The sequence below is a fragment of the Sphingomonas psychrolutea genome, from assembly GCF_014636175.1.
GTDB lineage: Bacteria > Pseudomonadota > Alphaproteobacteria > Sphingomonadales > Sphingomonadaceae > Sphingomonas > Sphingomonas psychrolutea.
The window spans coordinates 82746-105138 of record NZ_BMDW01000001.1; the positions used below are offsets into that span (position 1 = coordinate 82746).

General features: G+C 65.9%; 15 protein-coding genes and 1 tRNA gene. 2 read left to right on the forward strand and 14 right to left on the reverse strand.

All coding sequences use genetic code 11. From position 1 onward, the window contains the following. Positions 1-10: 10 nt before the first annotated feature. The gene (locus IEV62_RS00410) at positions 11-157 is read right to left on the reverse strand and encodes a lmo0937 family membrane protein (RefSeq protein ID WP_188444796.1); all 147 of its coding nucleotides are present in this window, start codon (positions 155-157) and stop codon (positions 11-13) included. 132 nt (positions 158-289) lie between these two features. Here IEV62_RS00410 and IEV62_RS00415 point away from each other — a divergent pair. Continuing rightward, positions 290-364 (forward strand) — tRNA-Glu (locus tag IEV62_RS00415). Between the two features lie 125 nt (positions 365-489). On the opposite strand, the gene IEV62_RS00420 is transcribed toward IEV62_RS00415, so the two are convergent. Next, the gene (locus tag IEV62_RS00420; protein WP_188444797.1) at positions 490-639 is read right to left on the reverse strand and encodes a hypothetical protein; all 150 of its coding nucleotides are present in this window, start codon (positions 637-639) and stop codon (positions 490-492) included. A 219-nt stretch (positions 640-858) separates the two neighbouring features. Between IEV62_RS00420 and IEV62_RS00425 the strand changes: the two genes are divergently transcribed. After that, on the forward strand, positions 859-2340 hold the full coding sequence (locus tag IEV62_RS00425) for an ArnT family glycosyltransferase (RefSeq protein ID WP_188444798.1): 1482 nt from the start codon (positions 859-861) through the stop codon (positions 2338-2340). A gap of 21 nt (positions 2341-2361) precedes the next feature. On the opposite strand, the gene IEV62_RS00430 is transcribed toward IEV62_RS00425, so the two are convergent. The 12 genes from IEV62_RS00430 to IEV62_RS00480 all read right to left on the reverse strand — a co-directional run bounded on the left by IEV62_RS00430 (position 2362) and on the right by IEV62_RS00480 (position 22309). Beyond that, entirely contained in the window at positions 2362-3669 is a 1308-nt protein-coding gene (locus IEV62_RS00430) for a serine hydrolase domain-containing protein (protein WP_229732732.1), read from the reverse strand. Positions 3670-3795: 126 nt separating this feature from the next. Beyond that, on the reverse strand, positions 3796-5628 hold the full coding sequence (locus tag IEV62_RS00435) for an amidohydrolase family protein (protein WP_188444800.1): 1833 nt from the start codon (positions 5626-5628) through the stop codon (positions 3796-3798). A gap of 134 nt (positions 5629-5762) precedes the next feature. Beyond that, on the reverse strand, positions 5763-6368 hold the full coding sequence (locus IEV62_RS00440) for a response regulator transcription factor (RefSeq protein WP_188444801.1): 606 nt from the start codon (positions 6366-6368) through the stop codon (positions 5763-5765). Further along, the gene (locus tag IEV62_RS00445) at positions 6365-7459 is read right to left on the reverse strand and encodes a sensor histidine kinase (protein ID WP_229732733.1); all 1095 of its coding nucleotides are present in this window, start codon (positions 7457-7459) and stop codon (positions 6365-6367) included. The genes IEV62_RS00440 and IEV62_RS00445 overlap by 4 nt, the downstream gene beginning before the upstream one ends. Next, a complete protein-coding gene (locus IEV62_RS00450) occupies positions 7456-8208 on the reverse strand; it encodes an ABC transporter permease (protein WP_188444802.1) in 753 nt (250 codons plus the stop codon). Before IEV62_RS00450 ends, IEV62_RS00445 begins: the two co-directional genes overlap by 4 nt. Beyond that, the gene (locus IEV62_RS00455; RefSeq protein WP_188444803.1) at positions 8205-9113 is read right to left on the reverse strand and encodes an ABC transporter ATP-binding protein; all 909 of its coding nucleotides are present in this window, start codon (positions 9111-9113) and stop codon (positions 8205-8207) included. The genes IEV62_RS00450 and IEV62_RS00455 overlap by 4 nt, the downstream gene beginning before the upstream one ends. A gap of 116 nt (positions 9114-9229) precedes the next feature. After that, positions 9230-10903, reverse strand: a complete 1674-nt coding sequence (locus IEV62_RS00460; protein WP_188444804.1) for a M4 family metallopeptidase — start codon at positions 10901-10903, stop codon at positions 9230-9232. 162 nt (positions 10904-11065) lie between these two features. Further along, the gene (locus IEV62_RS00465; protein ID WP_188444805.1) at positions 11066-11998 is read right to left on the reverse strand and encodes an acetyl-CoA carboxylase carboxyltransferase subunit alpha; all 933 of its coding nucleotides are present in this window, start codon (positions 11996-11998) and stop codon (positions 11066-11068) included. Continuing rightward, positions 11995-14292 (reverse strand): SDR family NAD(P)-dependent oxidoreductase, encoded by a 2298-nt coding sequence (locus IEV62_RS18130; RefSeq protein WP_229732734.1) that lies wholly within the window; start codon positions 14290-14292, stop codon positions 11995-11997. The genes IEV62_RS00465 and IEV62_RS18130 overlap by 4 nt, the downstream gene beginning before the upstream one ends. Further along, positions 14283-15683 carry an SDR family NAD(P)-dependent oxidoreductase gene (locus IEV62_RS18135; RefSeq protein ID WP_229732735.1) on the reverse strand — a complete coding sequence of 467 codons (1401 nt, stop codon included), beginning with the start codon at positions 15681-15683 and terminating at the stop codon, positions 14283-14285. Before IEV62_RS18135 ends, IEV62_RS18130 begins: the two co-directional genes overlap by 10 nt. Before the next feature lie 122 nt (positions 15684-15805). After that, complete coding sequence (locus tag IEV62_RS00475; RefSeq protein ID WP_188444806.1) at positions 15806-21298, reverse strand: AMP-binding protein; 5493 nt, start codon at positions 21296-21298, stop codon at positions 15806-15808. Between the two features lie 105 nt (positions 21299-21403). Next, positions 21404-22309 (reverse strand): LysR family transcriptional regulator, encoded by a 906-nt coding sequence (locus IEV62_RS00480; protein ID WP_188444807.1) that lies wholly within the window; start codon positions 22307-22309, stop codon positions 21404-21406. Positions 22310-22393 lie beyond the last annotated feature (84 nt).

Here is a 22393-nt window from a genome sequence, read left to right on the forward strand (position 1 = left end):
GCGGTGGCGTTTAGACCACCCGGCGCCCCTGCAGCAGCCGCACGACCACGACGATCAACGCGATGACGAGTAGCACGTGGATCAACCCACCGCCGATGTGAACGGCAAAACCGAGTGCCCACAGCACCAGCAAAACAACGACAATCGTCCAAAGCATCTGAAATTCCCAAGATTCCCGCGGCCCGCCCGTTCGGGCCGTAGCACAACCCAAAACGCCGCTTTGCGCAACCGGTTCCACCGCGCCTTGACGCCCCCCCTGCCGATGCGTATTCCAACCCGCTCTACGCATGGCCCCTTCGTCTAGCGGTTAGGACGACGCCCTCTCACGGCGTAAGCACGAGTTCGATTCTCGTAGGGGTCACCATTTCAGCCAAAATAGATCCTCACGCTATGTGTGACAGAAATCCTTCGGGAAGCGGAGCCGGACACGCATCGAGTTGCTGGTCGTCGAGCGACAGCGTTACGCCCGCGTTGCAACCCGGGGGAGGCTCATGAGCTGAAGATCGATCCCGAAAGCGAGCTTTTGAAGCCGTGGATCACTTGCATCGCACCGTGAAAGATCGAAATCGTGTTTTCGCTATGGTTGAGCGCCGCATCCACGGCCAGCATTGCGGCAACGATGAATATAAAGCCCTTCACGTCTCGACGATAGCGCGGCGCGATTAAGGCGCTCATAAAATTCGTCGCTAATGCTTCACGAGCCATTTGTGCGTCGTTTGTTTTTCGCCGGCCGAGCCGCGGCGGCGTTGCGACACCATGGTAACCAAAGCCTTATCACCTCGTTGAGGTTTGGCTGATATCGCGAACCCGATGCGGTCACCGTCGCCAGCGTTCCGTAATCGGACTTCGGCCTCCCGCATGACCGGTGGGCGGGCGGGCGCGACCACGCTCGTTGCGATCCTGCTGCTGTCCACGCTTTTTCTGTTCCTCGATCGCCGGACGATGCCGATCCAGTTGTGGGATGAATCGCGCAACATCGTGAACGCGCTGGAGCTGCAGGCGCGTGGTTTCGGGCTCGTCACAACTTATGCCGGCGCACCCGATGTGTGGAACACCAAGCCCCCGCTGCTGATCTGGCTGATGGCGGCGAGCGTCACCGTGTTCGGTCCGAGCGAATGGGCGCTGCGTTTGCCAAGCATGGTTGCAGCGCTCGGCACCGTTGCGATCGTGTTCTGGTTCGTTCGCCGTACGACCGGATCGGTCGCGACGGCCGGCCTCGCCGCTGCGCTGCTGGTGCTCAGCCCCGCTTATTTCGGTGAACATAGCGCGCGCACGGCGGATTATGATGCGCTGCTGCTGTTCTTCGTGACCACCTATCTCTGCTTGCTGTTCCTTACCTTGCACCGCGAACGACCGTCGCCGACGCGGCTCGCGCTGATCGGCGTCGCGATCTGCTGTGCCCTTCTCACCAAGAGTGTCGCGGCGGTGGTTCCGGGGCTCGGCGTGATTGTCTATCTTGCGATCACCGCACGGGGACGCCGCGTCGTCGCCACGCCCAATTATGTGATCCTGGGACTCGGTGTCGCTCTGGCGGTGGGGCTGTTTCTGGCGCTGCGCGAGGGACAAGCGCCGGGCTATCTGGAGGCTGCGTGGTTCAACGACGTCCGCGGCCGCTTCTCAGCGTCGCTGGTCACAGCAAAGTCGCACTATTTCTACGTCGACCAGCTCCGCGCCGGCTTCTTTTCGACGGCGCTGCTGCTGCTCTTGTCGCCGGCGGCCGTGTTCGTCGCGCGCGGTCGCACGCGAATGGTGCTGCTCTATGCCGTGTGCATCATCCTCACGACGCTGGCAGTCTTCACCTGCGCCGCGTCGAAACTCCATCACTACATCCTCCCGGCGGTTCCGTTCATGGCGATCGCAGCGGCAACGACGGTTCGCATCATGATCGCGCAAGCGCGCGCGGTGCTCCGCGCCGATACGCGCTACGCCCGCCTCCTCGGAGCGGCGCTGATCATTGCCGCAGTCGCGCCCATCCTGATGGGCACGGCCGGAGCGGTGGCCCGACGCTATTATGTGCCGATCGTCGGCGAGGGTGCGCGGTCGGGACAGTATGGCGCGCTCTTCGCGCGAATTGTACCGCACGCCGATCGCCGGATCCTCGTCGTCGATCCGGGTTTCGTGCTTGAGGGCAAGCCGCATTACGCCCCGGTACTGCTGGCCTATCGCGAACTCTGGGCGGCGCGCGGCAGCGTGATTGGCCACACGACGAACTTGCTGGCGGTGGCGCACGCGCGCGGCGTTATCCTGGCAAGCTGCGACGCCGACGCAGTCGCGCGCCTCAAAACCAGAGCCAGCGATATTGGCGGCGTCGCCGAATGTGCTGCGGTGGCGGTGGATTGACCGTCGCGCGCGTCGCCGATCTCACTTTTGCCGCTTGCTGCCTTTCGCGGGCAGAGTCGGCGCGGCGGCATCGCCCGAACCGCCCTCCGCCTCCTCCGCCTGCGTACCCATCCCCAGCCAGTTGGTACGCGGCAAGCCGTAGAGCATATCGAAAAACTCGAGCTGGAGCCGCGCCGCTTTGCTTTGGTTGCTGTTCCACAGCATGACGATGCCGCTTTTTTCGGCGGGGTCGAACAGGATCAGCGCGCCATAGCCGTCGACCGCGCCGCGGTGCCCGACTAATGCGTGCCCGGCATAAGTGAAACTGCGCCAGCCCAGGCCATAGGACGCGTTGAGCAGCGCCCGGTCCATCGGCCCGCGCGGCCCATGCGGCGGGGTCGCCACGCGCGGGCGATGCATGGTGTCGAGCATTTGAGAGGACAAAATCCGGGGCGCCTCACCCATCTGTGCCAGCATCCACCGGGTAAGATCGCGGATCGACGCATTGACCCCGCCTGCGGCCGGCACCCGATAATAGGCGTCCCGCACCACCGTCGGCACGCGTCCCTTGCGGTGCGGATGCGCCCAACTCGCAGCACTCTCCAGACCGGCCTCGCCGATGCTCGCATGGGTCATCCCCAGCGGCGTGAACAGCCGGGTTTGCGCGACAGTCGCATAGCTTTGACCCGACACCCGCTCGACGATCTCGGACGCCGTGTCGTAGGCGATGTTCTGATAGGCGTAGCACGTGCCCGGTGCGCAAAACGGCGCCAGCGTGCCGAGCGCGGCGCGGAGCTGTTTCGGGTCTTCCCCGGCTTCCAGCCGCTCGTCCCACGCATCGCGGACCAAACCGGTGCGATGCGACAGGATGTCGGTCACGGTGACCCGGCTAAAATCCCCGGGCAGCGTCAGCGTCGTACCCAGCCTCGACAGCGGCGCATCAAGCGAGAGCTTTCCGTTGGCCGCCAGCCCGACGACAAGCGCCGATGCGACACTTTTGGAGAGCGATGCCCAGCGGAACACGGTGTCGGGGGTGACCGCACCGGGTGAACCCGCGAGCGTCGATCCGAAGCCGCGCAGCAAGCGAACCCGTCCGTGCTCGACCGTGCCGACCGCCAACCCGACCATGTCGCGATCCTGCATCAGGCTGGCGATGCGCTGTTCCAGCCGCGCATAATCGACCGTCGATGGGCGCGGATCGGGCGCGCGGACAGCGGCGACGGCTGACTGGTTCGCCGGCGTATGGCGCGACACCCAAAGCGATTTGCTGGCCAACAACGCGACTCCGGCCAGGACGGCCAGAACCAGCGTTCCGACCAGCCCAATCGCCAGCCACTGTCCCCGCCGCATCGTTTTTACTCCGTACACGCGCATCCCGACTTTCCGCGACGCACCTTGCGGCCGTCATCACCCTCCCCCGTTCGATCCTCCCCTCCTGCCGAGATCGGGCATCAATGTCAGCCTCTTATTGTAGGCTTATGGCGCGACCAATCGCACATCGGCGATTTCGAGACGAAACGGCCCGTCTTGCTGCATGGCACCGATCAGCAGCATTTGCGCAGTGCTCGGGTCGAAATTCGCCAGTGCGGCAAAGGGCAGCGTGATTTCGGCCCAATCCGCCCCGACGGTGATCGGCGCAACGCTGGGCCGCTGTCCACCGGTGGTCGAAAACCCCATAACCGCGAAGCTTCTTCCCTTACCCCGCGCCCAGAAACGCAGTGCCTTGGCGCCTGCAAGATTGGCGGGCCGGAATTGCTGAGCGGCGGGATAAAAGGCGAGGCCTGCCCATGGCGCGATATAGCCCGGCTTGATCGCGCCGCTCAGCACCAACGCCGCTTGGCCAGTGGGGGCCGTTCCGCCGAGCGTGGTCGCCACGGTCGAGCTTCCGCCGACGATGGCATCGGTCGAGTCGCTCCACCCAGCACCAAACGGCGCTGTGATCACCGCTTTCCCGCCCGCGGTGCTGAAACGGGCGATTCGTCCGTCGGCGGGCAGCGCGATCGGCGGTGCCACCGCGACAGATTCGTTGGAGATGGCGGTACGGCGCGCGGCGCGCAGCGCGCTGACGGGCGCACCATCCTTCCAAATTTCGACGATAGTATGGACCGCGGCGATCGTGCTGGTCGGATCGCCTTCGACGAGCAGAAGATCCGCCTTCAGCCCCCTGGCGATGCGCCCGCGATCAGTGAGTCGGAAGGCTTTGGCCGGCGCGGCGGTCGCCGCGGAGAGCGCCTGTGTCGGCGACAAGCCGCCCTTGACCAGCAAATCCAGCTCGCGGTGCAAGCTGAGCCCGTACCACGTCCCCGGATTGCCGGCATCGGTCCCGGCCAGGATCGGCACGCCTGCTTTGACGAGCTGTGCCAGGTTTGCGGCTTCGATGGCGTCGAGCTTGGCCGAACGATCCGACCCGAACGCCTGTCGCACCGTACCGATCGCCGCCTTGGGCAAAAATCCCGACAAGGCCGGCTGGTCGAGCAAGGTCGCCGTCCCGAACCGGCCGCTGAACACCTCCAGCACGGCGTAGGTCACCACGATGAACACGCCCTTGTCCTTGGCAAGCTTGGCAAAGGCCGCCCCGCCATCGCGATCGGCAAAGAGATGCGCCAGCCCGTCTGCGCCAGCCTCGATCGATTCGGTTGCCGTCATCAGCGTTTGCGCATGCACCACCGCCAGCTTGCCGTGCTTGTGCGCGGCCACGACCAAGGCGTGGATGGTTGCCACATCGAGCGTGGGGACCGGCCGACCGATCACCGTGCCCGGTTCATCGACGATCTTGATATAATCGGATCCCTCGGCGATCCGCGCCGCCACCCAGCCATCCGCCTCTTCGGGCTTGGTCAGCGTCGGGACGGGCAGCCCATATTCGGTGCCATGGCCCTTTGGCACCGTCGCGAGATATCCGGCGGTGAAGATATCCGATGCTTCGGCATTCTCACCGCGCGCCATCCGGTCGCGCACGGCGCGAGTCGCTTCGGGCGGACTGAACATGTCGAGCTGGGTGGTGACGCCGAACAGCAGCGCGTCATCCTGCCCGGCATAGGCATGGACATGACTGTCGATCAGGCCGGGGAGCAGCGTCTTGCCGCGTCCGTCGACGACCCGCATCGTCGCGGTCACCTTCCCCCGGTAATCCACGTCGGCGATGGTCTTGCCCACGATCAACACCGAGCGTTCGCCCTGTTTTCGGATGCCATCGAAAACGCTGACATTGCGGATCAGCGTCTGGGTCGGCGCGGCCGGTTTCGGCTCCGCAAGCGCCGGTCCGGCGGCAACGCACGACAGCAACAGGATTGCACGAGTCAGTCTCATCGGAATCGAACTCCCAAATCGGTGTGGATCGATCCATGGCTAAGCGGGGCGCGGACGGCGGCGCAGTGACATGTGTCACCTGTCGCGCGTGACACGCGCCACTGCGCGGGGCCGCTGCAGTGCTTAGCGGCGCGTCACAGCCAGCCATTAGCGCGGGCGATCCGGCCGGCCTCGATCCGGTTGCCGGCGCCGAGCTTGCCCGCCGCGTCCGACAGATAGTTGCGCACCGTGCCGGGCGACAAATCGAGACGGCGCGCGATTTCCTTGTTCGACAGCCCTTCCTCCGCCAACCGCAGCGCATCGCGTTCGCGCGGGGTCAGCGGATCGACGCTGGCCTCCCATGCGGACGCCGCGAGCTCGGCCGGGATAAAGGTGCCGCCCGCCGCAACCACGCGGATCGCGGCGGCGAGTTGCTCGACCGGCGTATCCTTCAACAAATAGCCGCGAACCCCCGCCGCCCGCGCACGCGCGAGATAGCCCGGTCGCGCGAAGGTCGTGACGATGACGGTGCGCGTCGCCAGCCGCTGATCGGCCAACGCCAACGCGACATCGAGGCCGGTCAGGTGCGGCATTTCGATATCGGTCAGCAAGATATCGGGCGCCAGCGCGCGCACAAGATCGAGCGCGGCGGCACCATCGGCGGCGCGCCCGACGATCGTGAGGTCGGGCTCCATGTCGAGCAAGGCGGCAATCGCGCCGAGCACCATCGCCTGATCCTCGGCCAGAACGATGCGGATCATGCCGGAACCGTCGCAATCAGCCGCAGCCCGCCGACGCTCGGGTCGATCGTCAACGACCCGCCCGCCGCCAGCAGTCGCTGACGCATACCGGTCAACCCGCGCCCTTCGGTGACGCTACGGCCATGCCCGTCATCGGACACCGCCAGCCGAACTTCCTGTCCCGTCAGCGCCAGATCGATCGTACAGCTGCGTGCCTCGGCATGGCGGATGACGTTGGTCACCGCCTCGCGCAGCGTCATCGCCAGTACCGCGCCCGCCCCCGACGGAATCGCCGCAAAGTCGCCGGTGAGGTGCGGGCTGACCGATGCCGCCGCCAGCGCGGCGCTGGAGGCCGCTGCCTCCTGCGCCAGACTGCCTCCGGCTTGCCCGGCAAGCGCGGCGCGCACTTCGGCCAATCCCTCGCGCGCCAGCATCGCAATGGTGCGGCATTCGGCCTCCGCCGCCGTGGCGTCGGAGCGGACCAGTTTTCCGGCCAGGTCAGCCTTTAGCGCGACCAGCGTCAGCGTGCGCCCGACAACGTCGTGCAAATCGCGCGTGATCCGTTCGCGCTCGGCGGTGCCGGCGAGACGGCGAACCTCTTCCTGCGTCGCGAGCAAGGCCTGGGTACGCGCGTAAAAGGCTTCGCGCGAAATCGTCGCGCCGCCGGTCATCACCACCAGCAAGATGCCCGTCAGCCACCACAAGAGCGGCTGCCCCCAGACGATTCCGACCGCGGCAGTCGCCACAGCGATGACAGCGAGCACGACAATCGCGTGGCGCGGCGGGCGCAAGCGACCGGCTTCGGAACCGGCATAGACCGAGAACACCGTCCAGCTCCCGCCGAAGGGCGCAAGCAGCGCGCCGATCGCGAACATCACCGCAATCGTGCCGAGCAGCCGCACCCCGTGCAACCGGTGGCTGATGAAATAGGTCGGCAGAAACACCGCGATGCCGATCACCGACACGATCAGCTGAAGCTGCGTCGGGGCACGCCACAGCCACGGCATCGCGTAAAAGCCGAGATAGATCAGCCATGGCCACGGCCCATCCCACCAGCGTTCGGTCTTGGTCTGCATGACGCTCTCGTCGCGCGGCGGAAGGGTGGCCGTCAAGCCGGGCTGCGCCGCCAGCCGGTCCACGCCCAGGCGGCGGAGACAGCGGTGATGCCACTCAGAATGAGCAAGTGCCCGGCGGTCGTGCCGATCATATCCGCACTGACGATGCCGCGCGCGATCTGGCCGAGATGGTAGGACGGCAGCACCTCGCCAATGCCGCGCATCCAACCGGGCAGCAGCGCCGAGGGGATCCACAGCCCGCCGAGCACCGCCGAGCCGAGGAACAGCGCATTGGCCATGGCGACCGCGCCCTTCCCGCCCATCCGCATGCCGATGCCAAAACCGATCAACGCGAACGGCACTGTCGATGCTAAATGCACGATCGCAAGGTGCATCCACTGCGCGGCGTTCAACCGCACCCCTCCGAGAATGCCGAGCGCGTAGATCAGCGCGACAGCGGCGGCGGTTGCGGTGATCGCGGCGGACAATTTGGCGGCGACATAAGCACCCGCCGGCATTGGCGACACGCGCTTGAGTTCGATCAGGCCTTGCTCGCGCTCCATCGCCACGCCCGCGCCAAAGCCGAAGAGCGCGGGGCCGATCGCTGCGAACACGCCATATCCGGCCAACATCGCCGCCACTGCACCGGGTTGTGGCGATTTGGCGATCGCCAGCGTGAACAGGCCGAAAAACGCAGCAGGGGTAATGACCGAGGGCAGGATGAATTGCGGCAACCGCCACGAGCGCTTGAGTTCGGCGATGCATTCGCGGTTCCAGACGCCAATCGGCGAAGCGAGCGCGGTCATGCGGCAATCCTGTGGTCCGGCGTCAGCAACGCGGCGATGGCGTCTTCGAGCGCGGCATCGGCGACGCGCAGATCGGCAAGTCCGGGATCGGCCCCGCAAAGCGCGCGCACCGTCGCGACCGCGTCGGTCGTCACGATCCGCACTTCGGCCCCGTCGGCGGCACCGTCGCGCACACCCGGCAAGATCGCCACGCGCGCCAGCGGCAGCGACGAGCGGCAGCGGATCACCGAGCCGCCAGCGCGCGCGCGGAGTGCCGCGGGCGTATCATCGGCGACGATTCGCCCGGCATCGATCACGATGACGCGATCCGCAAGCATGTCGGCCTCGGCCAGATCATGGCTCGTCAACAGCACGGCCGCGCCCGCGTTTGCCGCTTCGCGGATCGTTCCCCACAGCGCGCGCGTGGCGGCACGGTCCATGCCCGCGGTCGGTTCGTCGAGTACCAGCAGATCGGGCCGCCCGCACATCGCCATCGCGTACAGCACCCGCCGCGCCTGCCCGCCCGACAGCGCGCCACAGCGGCGCGTTGCCAGATCGGCGATATCGGCGATCGCCAGCGTTTCGGCGAGCGGACGCGGGTCGCGATAATAGCCCGATTGGAGCGTAACGATTTCCGCGACGGTCATGACATCAGGCAGGCCAGCGGCCTGTAACATGACGCCCATCCGCGCACGCGCCGCGGGCCGGGCGGGATCGAGGCCGAACAGTCGCGCTTCGCCGGCATCGGGTCGCAAGCGTCCGGTCAGCAAGCTGACGCTGGTCGTCTTGCCCGCACCGTTGGGGCCAAGCAGCGCGGTGACTTCCCCGGCGCGGATCGCCAATTCGAACCGGTCGAGCACCTGCCGACCGCCAAGCCGCTTCGATACCGCCTCCAGCGTCGCGACTGCGGACAAATCCTGCACCATCTGAGCATCTCCTTCTGCAAGGAGTCTATGGCAGGGCGACAGCGCGCGGCATTGCCGGATGTCAGCCGATGCGAGTGACGTTTGTCATGGGCAACCGTCGCCGCAGCGGTTGCAGTTCAGACGATCCCGACCGACGTGAACGCCGCTTCGAGCGCGGCGATCTTGCGTTGCAGCTCGGCGGGCGATGACCGTCGGAACAGCGATCGTGCCGCGCTCACGGCGTAACGACGGCTATCGCCGAATTGCGACGTTCGCGACAGGAGCTGCGTCACCGCGACATAGAAAACCGCGGCGACATCCTCCGGCGTAAAGACCAGTCCATTTTGGTCGGCTGCCGTCAGCACGATGTACGCCGCCTTGTTGTGAATGCCGCTATTGGTATGGACGCCGCCCCAATCGCCGCGCCGCGTATTCGGCAATACTTTGAAATCGCGGACATGGTCGGGCTGCCCACGACTGGGCGGATTGGCCATGTCGCGAAACGGCTTACCGTTATCGTAGCCATCGCCCATCAGCCAGTTCCAGGTCCGCGGGTCGGGCTTGCCGCGATTGGCGATGATCACGCCGAATATGTCGGAATAGGATTCGTTGAGCGCACCCGATTGGCCGGCATATTCCAGCCGCGATGTATGGTCGGTCACGCCGTGGAACATCTCATGCCCGACAATGTCGAGCGCGGCGGCCAGCGTCAGCAACCCGTTGCCCACACGAATTTGGCCGTAGACCATCTGGCGGCCGTTCCAATAGGCGTTGAGCCATATCTGATTGCCCGGGCTTTCGTTCTGCACGACGCAATTGACGCTGGAGTCCATTGCGCCGCCGCGATCGTCGATATTGTTGCGCTGGACGACCTCGCGCAGAAAGCTGGCCACTGCAGCCGCATTGGCGTGCGCGCTGACCGCTGCTTGCGGGAAGACCGGCGAAACTTCGCTCCCCGGCAAGGCCGAGTCGTTCACGGTCGGATCGCCAAACCCGAAATCGTAGGTCGTAATATTGTAGACCGTGTCGCGCAAAATGGTGCGGCCGGCTACGGCCTCGACGCGAATGTCGCGGACGACGTTGTGCGCGTCGGGTGCCTGCTGCACTTGCGACGCCATGCTTGGGGTGCGGGGCAATTCGGCAATCACGCGCGCGGTTTGCGCATCGACGACATAGTCGAAATAGCGCGGAGCAACCGGCTCCACCTTTGTGCCAGGCGTTTTCGGAGCCGTGACGGGGACGTCTTCGAAAATGAACGCCAAGCGCCATTTCGATCGCGCCGCCTCAAAATAATAGGTGAGCCGCGGCGCGATGTCGGTCAGCAGCTTCTCGTAAGGCGGCTTTGCCTCCACCGCGGCCGCGGCCTCGGCGGGCGAGATTTTTGCGACCGGCGTGATATCGGTCGGCGCGCCCAGCGCCGAATTCAGGCTGACCAGTGCATTGTCGTCATCGAGCTCGACCGTGACCAGCGACCCGTAAACCGGGATATCGTGCAGCGTCTGGCGAAACTTGACCGTCTTCGTACCGGTCAGCGGGACGGTTTCGGTTCCCACCACTTTGAAGCGGCTTGTGCCGGTATTGCTGGCCGGCGCCGTGAACGCGGGCGCGCTGTCGCTGTCGAGCGCTTGGTCGAGATAGCGTCGCGCGGCGGTTTCGGGATCGACCGCTGCGGTCGCCAGCGCAGCGGCGCTGAACGCAGGCAACGTATCCCGCTCCGCCGCGAGTGCTGCAAAGGTCGGCTGTTCGGCCACATCGCCGGCATGGAGCGAGAAAGATTTAAGCCCATTCCCCGGAGCATCGGTAATCGCCATCACACACCCTCCTTGCGTTCAGCGGCGCAGCATATCAGCCAAGCAGCAAACCCCAGAATCGTGATGCAGCCGTACCGGATCGATCGGGTGGCGTGGCGCGCGGGGCCGTGCGCTGATCCTTTGCCCCGAGGACCGCGCTGGCGCGATCCTGGCGGCGGGCGATCAGCCTCGCCCGAGCTGAAGGAAGAAATTTCGGCGCTCGGTCCGTAGTTCGGCGGGGCTGAGGGTCTTCAACCCGTCCAGCTCGGCGCGCAAAGCCAGCGAGAGGCGCTTGATCGCGCCGGGATGATCGCGGTGTGCGCCGCCTTTGGGTTCGTAGACGATGCGGTGGATCACCCCCAGCCGCAACAGGTCGGCGGCGGTGATTTTCATCGCTTCGGCGGCATCGGGCGCGCGATCGGCGCCGCGCCACAGGATCGACGCGCAGCCCTCGGGCGAGATGACCGAATAGACCGCATGTTCGAACATCAGCACGCGGTTCGCCGCCGCCAGCGCAACCGCGCCGCCCGATCCGCCTTCGCCGACGATCACCGCGATCAGCGGCACGCCGAGCGACAGGCAGCGCTCGGTGCTGCGCGCGATCGCCTCGGCTTGGCCGCGCGCCTCGGCATCGATGCCGGGAAAGGCGCCCGGCGTATCGACCAGCGTGATGACCGGAAGGCCGAAGCGGTCGGCCAGATCCATTAGCCGGATCGCCTTGCGGTACCCCTCGGGCCGCGCCATCCCGAAATTATGGTGGAGTCGCGAAGTCGTATCCTCGCCCTTCACATGGCCGATGACGAGCACCGATCGCCCCTCGAACTTCGCCAGGCCGCCGATAATGGCAGTGTCGTCGGCAAAGGCGCGGTCGCCCGCGAGCGGTAGAAACTCGTCGAACAGCCCCTCGACGAAATGCCGGAAATGCGGGCGATCGGGATGCCGCGCAACTTGCGTGCGTTGCCACGGTGTGAGGCGCGCATAGAGATCGACGAGTTGCCGCTCGGCCCGCTCATCGAGCATCGCCGCCTCGGCCTCGCCCGCCCCGCTCCGCCGCAGCGCCGCCGCGTGCGCGGCGAGCGTCTCGATCGGCTTTTCGAACCCGAGATACTGCATCACACCGTCATCGACATGCCGCGATAGATCCGCGCGCGGTAGCGCGAATCCTCGGCATCGGGCAGCGGCGCACCGACCAGCAATACCGCACGCGCAAAGCGCTTCACCTCTTCGAGATGTTCGTCGAGGTTACGCGGCTCCTCCGACTGGACGCGGCGCGTGAGGTTGATCTGGTTGACCGGCACGTCGTGCACCAGCCGCTCATTCTCCACCGCGAGCGTCGCGGTGAAGGCGTGGAGCGTCGTCTTGATGAAATTGGCGAGCGCGAAGGCCGGGCTCTTGTCGCCCATCGGCACATCGGGCGAGGCGAGGACCAATTGGCAATCATCGTACAACGAGGCCTTGCGCGAAACGCGGAAATGGTTGGTCAGATTGTTGGCGACGAGCAAGCGGAACGCATCGGGATCGAGCGGATCGTCGCGCTCGAACAGCTTTTGCGGCAGCGCTTCGAACGGGGTGGAGAGAACCGTGGTAGGTCGGCCCCATTGCACCATCGCCTGGTCCATCGCGCCCTCGACCACATCGCCGCAGACGATCGATTCGACCGAGTCTGCGACATCGGACAGCGCATCCTTCAGCGCCGCGAACCCCTCCGCAGTGCGCGTGATCAGCACAACGCGCGCGACTTGCGCTTCGGTGACGAAGGCGCGCGCGGTCTCGGCGATGTAATCGATCAGATGTTCGCCGATGATCCACACCGTCTTGCCGCGCATCTGATCGAGCCGTTCCTGCTTGGGGCTGCCGAACAGTTCGCGCTCGGTGGTCGAACGTTCGACCGACAGGCCGCCCGAGGGCATGAACGTCTCGCCCGACACCGCGCGATCGGCGAGGAAGAACACCGTCGCCTGCGCGACGTCGCCCTCGGTCGGCATCTTGCCGAGATAGAGTTTGGACAAAACGCCGCTGCCGACTTTCTTGGCCTCGACCGCGATCCTCTCGGCGGGGAGGAAGGGCGCATCCTCGGGCGGGGTGCGGAGCAGCCAGCCGCCGTTGGCCTCGGCCGTATCGGCGCGGTCGCGCCAGCCGGGGGCATCGAGGAAATAGCCGCCCTGCCGCAGCCGCGAAACGAGCGCGGCGGCGATCGGCGCGGTGAGCAGATATTGGTCCCAGGTGCAAACGCCGTCGCCCTCGCGCGCGCAGGCCAGCGCCAGATCGCGAATTTCGCGCGGGACATTGGTGTCGTGCGACATCCGCACGGTATCGTTGCGCGCCAGCCGCGTCAGCAGCGCCTCGACCCGCACACCGCGCCGCAGCGCCTTGACCGCGGCGGCGTGGACCGCGTTGAGGCGCTTGTTTTCGAGGATCAGCTTGCCGCGCCGGTCGAACAGGCCGGGCTTGCCGCCCGTGCCCGCGAGGCGATCGCCATCGACCGGGCCGGGCGCGATCGCGTTGAACTGCACCTCCGGCCCGAGATAGCGCGACATCGATTCGACCATCGCGCGCTGGCCCGATTTCGAGACGGCGTAATCGGCGCGATTGGGATAGGCGACCGCGAGATATTTCTCGCCGCCGAAATAGCTTGAGACGTTGAGCACATAGCCCGACCCTTGCGCCTTCATCAGCGGCACGACGTGGTGCATCACAAAGAAATTCGAGATCAGATTTGCATCGAGCGTGTAGTTCCAGGCATCGACGCTCATGTCGACGACCATGTCTTCGGCCCCCGCGACGCCGGCATTGTTGATCAGATAATCGATCCGCCCGAATGCTTTCAGCGTCGCATCGACCGCGCCTTTGAGCGACGCGAAATTGCTGACGTCGACATTGCCGAGCGTCTGCACGCGGCGTTCGACGCCGGAGAAGCCGATGTCTTCGAGCTCGCTGACGATCCGCGCGCGGGCCACCGCGAGCTCGCTTTCGCGCCGCGCGACGATCATCACCTTGGCACCCGCCAGCGCCAGCAACCGCGCCACCTGCCCGCCGATCCCGGCCGATCCGCCGGTGATGAGCGCCACCTTGCCCATATGCAGCCCGGTGATGTTCTCGCTGAAGCCCGGCATGGCTTTGCGCGATCCGGTCGCCTCGCCGATGCTGCTCGGCACGTAGAGCGTCACTTCGCGGATCTTGCTTTCCTTGAGCACGATCCGCGCGGCGTGGCCCGCGGTGAAGCGCGTGTTCTCCGCCTCAACATTGCCGAAGCGGACGATCTGGTTGCCCCATTCGGCTTGCCGCCGCCGCCCGTGCGCGACGTCGATCTCGGATTCGTCGCGCCAGATGCGAATCAACTGCTCGGTCGCGGCGCGCAGCATCTGGGCATAGACATCACCCTTGCCGTCGCTCGGGTTGGTCAGGAACACGAAGCGCGGTTCCTGCAGCAGCGTATCGTTGCGCTTCCAATAGCGGCTGAGCGTGCGCGCGAGCGCGCGAGCGCGATGTTGCCCGCCAACTCCACGTCCATGAAGCTTGCGACATCCTCGTCGCTTGCATCGACCAGATCGCCGACCAGTTCGCCCGGCCCCAGTACCGGCATGAACATCGCCCCAGTGATCGCGGCGAACTCCTGCGTATAGGAGGCGAGGGCGGCCTCCATCGCGGCGGGCTCGGTGCGGTTGAAGCGGATGATCGTCAGCCGGTCGTCGGCGCCCTCCGCCTTGGCGCGGGCTTGCGCGATCGCGACATCGGCCTGGCGGGTGAGGCCGAGCAGCACGCGTGCGCCGCACGCGATCTGGATATTGGCGATCTCCAGCGCTTCCTGCCAGCCGTCGCCCGCCGCGATCAGCACCGCCAGCCCCGCCCCGTCCATCGACCGCATCGTCGGGCGCGAGAGATAGGTCGAGCGCGCTTCCTTGCGAACCGTCATGCCGTGCGTCACTTCGAAATCATGGCCGTTATAAGCGGCGGATTCATCGCTGCCAAGGAAGACGCAGGTCGTCGCGATGTCGCTCGGCGTCGGGAAGGTCTTGGCCTTGGCATTGCCGCCGGTCGCGCGTTCGAGCGACATCATGTCGAAGAACTGGCTGGCGGTGGTGCCGGCATCGTCGCCGCGCATCGTGTCCATCGTCGCGAACACGCTGCGAATGCGCTCGCTCTCGATCGGGCCGGGGAAGACGAGATTGACGCGGATGCCGCGCGGGCCGAGTTCGAGCGACAATTCACGCGAGAAAGCGTTCATCGCCGCCTTGGCCACGACATACGCCGTGCGCGCGTAATACGGCGTGCGCGAGAAGATCGTCGAGATGTTGATGATCGATCCACCCTCGCCCATCGCCGTCGCCGCCGCGCGCGAGACGTTCCAGGCGACACCGAAGATGTTGCGGATCGCGTCGCCGACGGTTTCTCCGTCGGTCGAGCCCGCTTTCTTCAGCGCGGCGAGCTCATCGGCGTCGATCGGCAATTGTTCGATCGGCTGCTTCGGCCCGGCCGATCCAGCATTGTTGACGAGGATATCGATCCGCCCGAAGCGCTTCACCACATCGGCAACCCCTGCGCGGACCGATTCCGGATCGCCGCCATCGAGCGCCACGGTCGCGAGCCGTGCGGTATCGACTCCCGTCTCCGCCCGGATTGCCTCAGCGGCGGCATCGGTGCGCTCGGGCGTGCGCCCGGTCATCACCACCGTTGCGCCTTCGGCGAGATAGTGCCGCACGATATAGCCGCCGATGTTGCCGGCCGCCCCGGTTACGACGGCGATCTTGCCCGCCAACCGACCGTCGCCGGGTGCAACCACAGGGGTGTTCGCCTTCGCCATGTCACTCTCCACGTGTCGTGCGATATTGGTTCGCACCTTGGTGTTCAGAGCCTGGGGAGGGCGTGTCTGATCTTATCGAGGATTTTCATAACGGCAACGGGAGTTGCGCGTTCCCGATGCAATTAAGCGTCGGGCGGATTTGCCTCCGTCGCAGCCCACGCCTCCAGCAAAGCATCGCGGCTGCGCAAGCCCAGTTCGGGGAGCGCGTGGTTGACGACATAGGTCGCGCCCGAATGGCGGTTTTCCCACATCGCCTGATGCGCCTCGGGCAAGCCGTCCCACGGCACCACGTGCGGCTCGGTGACTTCGAGCAGCCCCGCCGCGATCATGTCGTTCATCCGCGACACTTCATAGGCGTTGCACAGATGCGTGCCGAGGATGGAAGCGGTCGGCATCAGGATCTTGCGCTGCCGCGTCCACACTTGCGGTGCATAAAAAGTGAAGCGTTGGCCCGCCAGATCCTCGGCAAAGATCACGCGGCCCGTGAAGGGCTTCACCAGCGACGTCGAGACGCCGAGCGTATCCTGTGCTGCGCGTTCGATGATCAGATCGGGGCTGCCGCGCGGATTGTCGGGCGAACGCAAGATCTTGCCGACGGCGCTGCCAAACGGCTTCATCACGCGATCCTGATAATCGCGCACTGCCGCCTTGAAGATTTCGATATCAACCTTGGAATCGGGCAGCAGCGGCATCGTGTCGGGCCACAGGAAATTGGCGCCCTCCTTCCGCCGAATCGATTCGAGGCTGACGATCCCCTCGATCGCGTCTTCGAGGCCGAGCGATTGCAGGAATTCGCGCTGGCCATCGGTGGTGGTGGCGACGACGCTGCGCGCGTTGAAGCGCCGCGCCGCCTCGATCATTTCGAGGCCGGTCTCGTCGAGCAAGGCGGTCGAGCGCGGGCCGTAATAGATCAGCACCGCCTCGCCACCGCGCAAAGCGGCGCGACGCAGCATCTCCTCCGGGGAAGCCGCGCCGGGTTTGCCCATGAAGCTGAAATGGTAGCCAGATGACGCGCCGTAGAAGGCAAGCGTGCCGCCTTCCGCCAGCAATTGGAAACTGCGCGGGAAAGCGGTTTCGCCGGCATGGCTGACGACATAATCGGCGCGGTTACCGCCGTTGAGCGACTCGTATTCGGCGATCAGCGGTGCGCCGGCCGCTTCCCAAGCGCGCGCGGCTTCGGGATCCTCCGGGACGATCGTATAGAGGTCGGCAAGGCGCGGATCTTTGCGATCGATTGCGCCGACCGCGCCTTGCTGTTCCGTGATGAAGGCGGCGCGTTCGGGTGAGGAGACCAGGCCGGTCACTTGCAAGCCGGTGCGGACCGAGCTGCGCAAGGCATCGAGTCCGGTGCCGGTCGCCGCGCCTTCGACGAACAGCGTCCGCCCCGGCGCGATTTGGAGCGTGGTGAACAGACAGCGCGAGATCGTGCCGAGGTTGAGGACATAGCTGCCCGCTTGTTCCAGCGTCAGGTCGGGCGGGATCGCGTGCATCTGCGGCGCCTGCACGGTCAGGAACTGCGCATGGCTGCCCGTTTCGGTCTCATAGCCCTGGATCGAGAAGTCGGCGTACATCGGGTCGTTGCCGACCTGCGGGCTCAGCAGATCGTTGGTGCCCGAATAGACGGTGACGAGATCGCCGACCTTCACCCGCCCCTCGGCCCGCGTCTCACTGCCAAGGGCCGCGACCAACGCGATGCCGCCGGAGCCGGTGATCTGGACGTCTTGCTCATGGGAATCGAACGGCGAGACCGGGATACCGGTCAGCGCCCAGATGTCGTTGAAATTGACCTCGCTGGTCAGCATGTAGAGCAACGCCTCGTTCGGCGCTGGCTCGGGCACGTGCACGATCAGTTCGCGTTCGTGGCTCGCGGGCGGGCCGAAGCGCGGGGCGCCGGTCTCGGCATCGCGGGCGATACCGAAGGCGTACTGCCATTCGGGAATGCGCGTGACGCCCGGGTAGAAGGGCGCGCCGACGGGGAGGAGTTCGCCCGCTGCCTCCAGCGATTTCCCACGCGGTTCATGCTCGTCGTCCAGCCAAACGCCGTCGCGCCGCACCGGAAGCGGCGGGCTGACCTTGTCCATGAACTGGCGGATGCCGGTCTTGCCGCCTTCGGGATCGATGATCGCCTCGGCGAACAACGTCGCTTCGCGCGCGAGGCCTGCGGTCATGCCCTGCTCGAGGCCGGTGCGCACCGCTTCGAGCGCCCGCGCACCCGCCGTGCCACGTCCCGCCCAGTCGAGCTGGCGCTGGATGCGCTTGAGGAAATCGTCTTCCAGCACCGCATCGAGATCGACCGAGGATGCCGCTTCCCACGCGTTGGTGGCAGCCTGTCGCGCAGCATAGGCTGCCCCGAGCGGGCTCTTCTCGCCGTCCTTCACAAAGGCGCGCACCGCCGCGTGCGCCTCGGCCAGCGCGTCGCGCGATCCTTCGACCAAGGTATCGACAAGGCCAATGCCCGTGGCCGCAGCCGCATTGATGCTCCGCCCGCCTAGGATCAGATCGAGCGCGTCGCGCACGCCCTCCGCGCCATTCCTATCCGCCAACAAGCGCGGCAGACGCTGCGTCCCGCCATAGCCGGGCAGTAAGCGCAAGCGGATCTCAGGCTGGCCGAAGCGCGCGGTCGGCTCGGCGATGCGGTAGTGGCACGCCAGCGCGAACTCCATCCCGCCGCCGAGCGCCACGCCCTGCACCGCGGCGATGCACGGCTTGCCCATCGTTTCGATCTTGCGGAAGGCGAGCTGCGCATTGTTGGGCAGGACAATCGCTTCGTCGAAGGTATGGATTTCCTCGAGCATCTGGCGGATGTCCGCGCCCGCGACGAACGAGGCGGTGCCCTGCCCGGTGAACACCACCGCGACGACATCGTCCTTGCGGGAGAGTTGATCGACCACGACGACCAGCTCGTCGATCGCGCGTTCGTTGAGCGCGTTGACCGGCGGATTGGTGACGGTGACGGTCGCGACGCGTTTGCCCGGTGCGACGGTATTGTACTGCACCAGGAAATAGCGGTTGCGTTCGAACAGCGATTGCTCCTCGCTGAGGCGCTGCTTGCGTTGCCAGTCGTCGATCGCGGTCTTGAGTTCGGTCAGCGCTTCGGGGTTGCGCAGCGTCGTCACGTCGCCGACGTCTCCGCCCTCGACCAAAGCGCGCACCATTCGGCGCATGTACTTGCCCGAGCGCGTTTCGGGGAATTGCGAGACTTCGATGAAATCGGCCGGCACCGCGACCGCGCCCTTTTCGCTGCGCACCAGTTCGAACAGGCGGCGCTTGTCGTCGAGCGTCAGCTTGCGCCCCGCGACGGGCACCACGAAGGCGAGCGGGGTCAGCCCCTTTTCGCGGTGCGGCGCGCCGATCACCAGCACATTGCCGACGGGCGAATCGGGGTCGAGCGCCTTGTCGCGCAGCACCGCGCCCTCGATCTCCTCGGTCCCCATGCGGTGACCCGAGACATTGATGACGTCGTCGCTGCGCCCGTGGAGCGAGAAAGAGCCATCGTCATGCGCGATCGCGAAATCACCCTGGGTGTAGGCCCAGCTCCCGCGCCAGCGCTTCCAATAGCCGTCGATCCAGCGTGCCGCGTCACCGCGCCACTCAGTTGCCACACTGCCATTTTCGACGCGAAAATTCTCGACATCGCCCCAGATCGTGCGCGCGAGGTAGGGGTATGGCGCGGCGATGACGATCTCGCCTTTCTCGCCCATTGCGGCCTGGCGCCACGGCACGCCCTCCCCGCCGTCGCGCGCGAACGGCGTAGCATCGGTCACCGCATCGGCATCCTCGACCCACACATCGCCGACGATCCACGGCAAGGGATAGGCGTGCGCGTCGGCCTTTAGCGGGAAATCGCGATTGCCGTAGAAATGCGTCCAGGCAATGCCGCCATGCTCGGTCGCCCAATAGCTGTTGATATATTGCGGCACGACATGCTGCATCCCGAACGCCTGCACCGAGGGCGAGGTCGGCTCGGCGCAGAAGGTCGCGACGCGCAGGCGCCCCATGTCGTAGCGTTGGAGGTCGGCGAGATTGGACGGGTCCGACATCACCGATTTGAGGAAGGTCACGCCCGCCTTGAAGATCGTAACCTTGTGCCGCTCGATCATCGAGGCGAAGCGCCCGGCGTGCGGGAAGACCGGCGACCCTTCCGACACCACGCTCGTCACCCGCGTCATCAGCGGCGCGCAGATCAGATAGGATTGCCCGGTGATCCAGCCCGGATCAGCAACGACGAACAGCGTGTCGCCGGACCGCGCATCGAACGCCACCGCCATCGTCTCGGCCAGCCCGGCGGCATAGCCGTGCGCGTGGACGATCCCCTTGGGCTTGCCGGTCGAGCCCGAGGTGTAGATGAAGAACATGGGATAATCGGCATCGACCGGCAGCGGCTTTGACGAGGCCCAGATCGCGCGGACGAAATCCTGATCGGGCAACGCCAGCAACTCGGCCTGCGTCGTCACCGCGAAACCGGCATCGCCCGCCTTCGCCAGCAGCGTTTCGAGCGCCGCATCGGTCAGCTCATGGCTCCACCGGTCGCGCTCTTCGCGCCAGATGATGTCGGGTTGCGCGGTGTGGCGCACGACGATCACCGTCTCGACGCGCGGCGGCAGCGTTACCAGGCTGGAGGCGATCGCGATGCGCACGCGCGCGGCGTTGGCGCTGCTGATCCGGCTCTCGCTTCCCAGCGTAATCAGCGCGCGCCCGACGCCGCGCATCACGTCGGAGCGTTCGACCGATACTTCGCCCGCCAGCGTCTGCTTGACGGTCGCGAGGATCGTTTCGGTTTCGGCGGGGGCAAGTTCGAGGTCGGTCTCGGCAAGGATCGCCAGCGCGGTCGCCACCGGCACGTAATTGTCGAGCGCCGGATCGGTATAGGCGTTCTTGAAGGCAGCCACCTGCGCATTGCGATAGCTGCCATCCGAGGTGACGATGACGCGCGCGCCGGCATCGCAAATGCGGTCCGACAACGTCTTGTCGCTGAAACCGCCGAACACGGCGGTGTAGACGATGCCGAGTCGCTTTGCCGCCTCGGTCCAGTAAATCTGCGGCACGATGCTCGGCATGTTGAGCGCGATGCGGTCGCCCGCCTTCAGCCCCAACGCCTCCAGCGCAAGCGCGCATTTCGCGGTCTCGAGCAGCAACTGCTTGCGCGACACGCTGAAGCAATCGACCGGCGCACCCTGCCCGCCCCCCGCCGACATGTCCCAGCGGTCGCCCTCGAAGATCAAGGCGGTTTCATCGCCATGCCCGCCCAGCACGTGGCGGTCGACTTCGCTGAAACAGGCATTGGTGCGCCCACCGACGAACCAGCGCCAGTGCGGCGGCTCGGATCCGTCGAACGCCTGCGTCCACGGCGCGAAGTCGGCGGGGAGAGCGGGCGTTACCGCCGCGCCGGTCTGCGCGTCCCAACCAGACCAATGTCCATCGTCGCCCCGCGAGAGCCACGCCCCCGCCGCGCCGACAGCGGCGACGAACCAGTGCATCGTCCGTGCGGCGATGCTCCCATGAAACGCGCCCGGATCGGCGAGCACCGCCGCGCGCATCGTCGCCCAGTCGCTGCGGGTACGGACGGGATTATGCGTGGGAACCACATCGGCGACGATCGTTGACGCTCCCACCATCCCGAATCATCCCCCTGATATTTTGGCAACATTGAGCCTCAATATCGAGCGATTGGCAACTCCGCCCGACGGGACATCCGATCGCCAGCGTTCCGTAGCGGCGAATCAGTCGTCGGCGAGCGCGGTTCCCGCTGGGGCGGATCGTTCGAGCAGGTCGCCCAGCAGCCGATTGGGAAAGCGGCGTTTCTGGGTGATCGCGTAGAAACGCTCGGTCAATTGCGGGATGCGGCAATGCTCGACCAGCGTTCCGGCTTCGAGTTCGTCGAAGACGACGATCGGCGGCACGAGCGTCACCCCTTCGCGTTCGCGCGCGAGCAAGCGCAACATCGCCATGTCATCGACTTCGGCAAGAATGATCGGCCGGATTCCGGCCAATTCCAGCAAACGGTCGAACCCGACGCGGATATCGCTGTCGAGGCTCGGCAACAGGATCGGTTCGTGTCGCAAATCCTCGGGAAAGCGGAATGTGCGCGGGCCGGGCCGCGGACGACCGACCAGACTGATGGGCTGTTGATCGAGCAAATGGTTGCGAAACGACGCGCGGGCATCACGCGGGGCGGCGCTGTTCGACAAGACGACATCGATGCTGTGCGCCTCAAGCTGGGCGAGCAAGTCGCGGATCGTGCCCGATCGCACGATCAGCTCGACATCGGCGCGACCGACCAGCGGGCGCAGGAACTGGAGCTGGAAGTTGCGCGACAGCGTGGTGAGCGCGCCGACGCGCAAGACTTGGCGGTTGGCGAGCGGCCGCCCGTCGAGCGTGCTCAGCAATTCATCGCCCGCCTGAAACACCGTATCGGCATAATCGAGCGCGATCTGTCCGGCCTCGGTCAGCACCAGCCGTTTGCCGACGCGGTCGAACAGCATGTGGCCGATCTGATATTCCAGTTTCTGGATCTGCACCGACAGTGCCGATTGCGACAGGTTCAGCCGCTCGGCCGCGCGCGTCAAGCTAGCCTCATGCGCGACCGCCCAGAAATAGCGCAGGTGGTTAAAGTTGAGCGTCTTCACATCGTTCTTTAAAACAGAACGATACGATAAAAACAATGAATTTTTCGCGATCAAATCGCAAGCGTAATGGCCGCTTTCACGCGC

Bases quoted from the DNA above. Each gene is read 5' to 3' on its own strand.
- IEV62_RS18135 (WP_229732735.1), bottom strand. From the start codon at position 15,683: ATGGCGAAGGCGAACACCCCTGTGGTTGCACCCGGCGACGGTCGGTTG.
- IEV62_RS00430 (WP_229732732.1), bottom strand. From the start codon at position 3,669: ATGCGGCGGGGACAGTGGCTGGCGATTGGGCTGGTCGGAACGCTGGTT.
- IEV62_RS00440 (WP_188444801.1), bottom strand. From the start codon at position 6,368: ATGATCCGCATCGTTCTGGCCGAGGATCAGGCGATGGTGCTCGGCGCG.
- IEV62_RS00425 (WP_188444798.1), top strand. From the start codon at position 859: ATGACCGGTGGGCGGGCGGGCGCGACCACGCTCGTTGCGATCCTGCTG.
- IEV62_RS00435 (WP_188444800.1), bottom strand. From the start codon at position 5,628: ATGAGACTGACTCGTGCAATCCTGTTGCTGTCGTGCGTTGCCGCCGGA.
- IEV62_RS00455 (WP_188444803.1), bottom strand. From the start codon at position 9,113: ATGGTGCAGGATTTGTCCGCAGTCGCGACGCTGGAGGCGGTATCGAAG.
- IEV62_RS00460 (WP_188444804.1), bottom strand. From the start codon at position 10,903: ATGGCGATTACCGATGCTCCGGGGAATGGGCTTAAATCTTTCTCGCTC.
- IEV62_RS00475 (WP_188444806.1), bottom strand. From the start codon at position 21,298: ATGGTGGGAGCGTCAACGATCGTCGCCGATGTGGTTCCCACGCATAAT.
- IEV62_RS00450 (WP_188444802.1), bottom strand. From the start codon at position 8,208: ATGACCGCGCTCGCTTCGCCGATTGGCGTCTGGAACCGCGAATGCATC.
- IEV62_RS00410 (WP_188444796.1), bottom strand. From the start codon at position 157: ATGCTTTGGACGATTGTCGTTGTTTTGCTGGTGCTGTGGGCACTCGGT.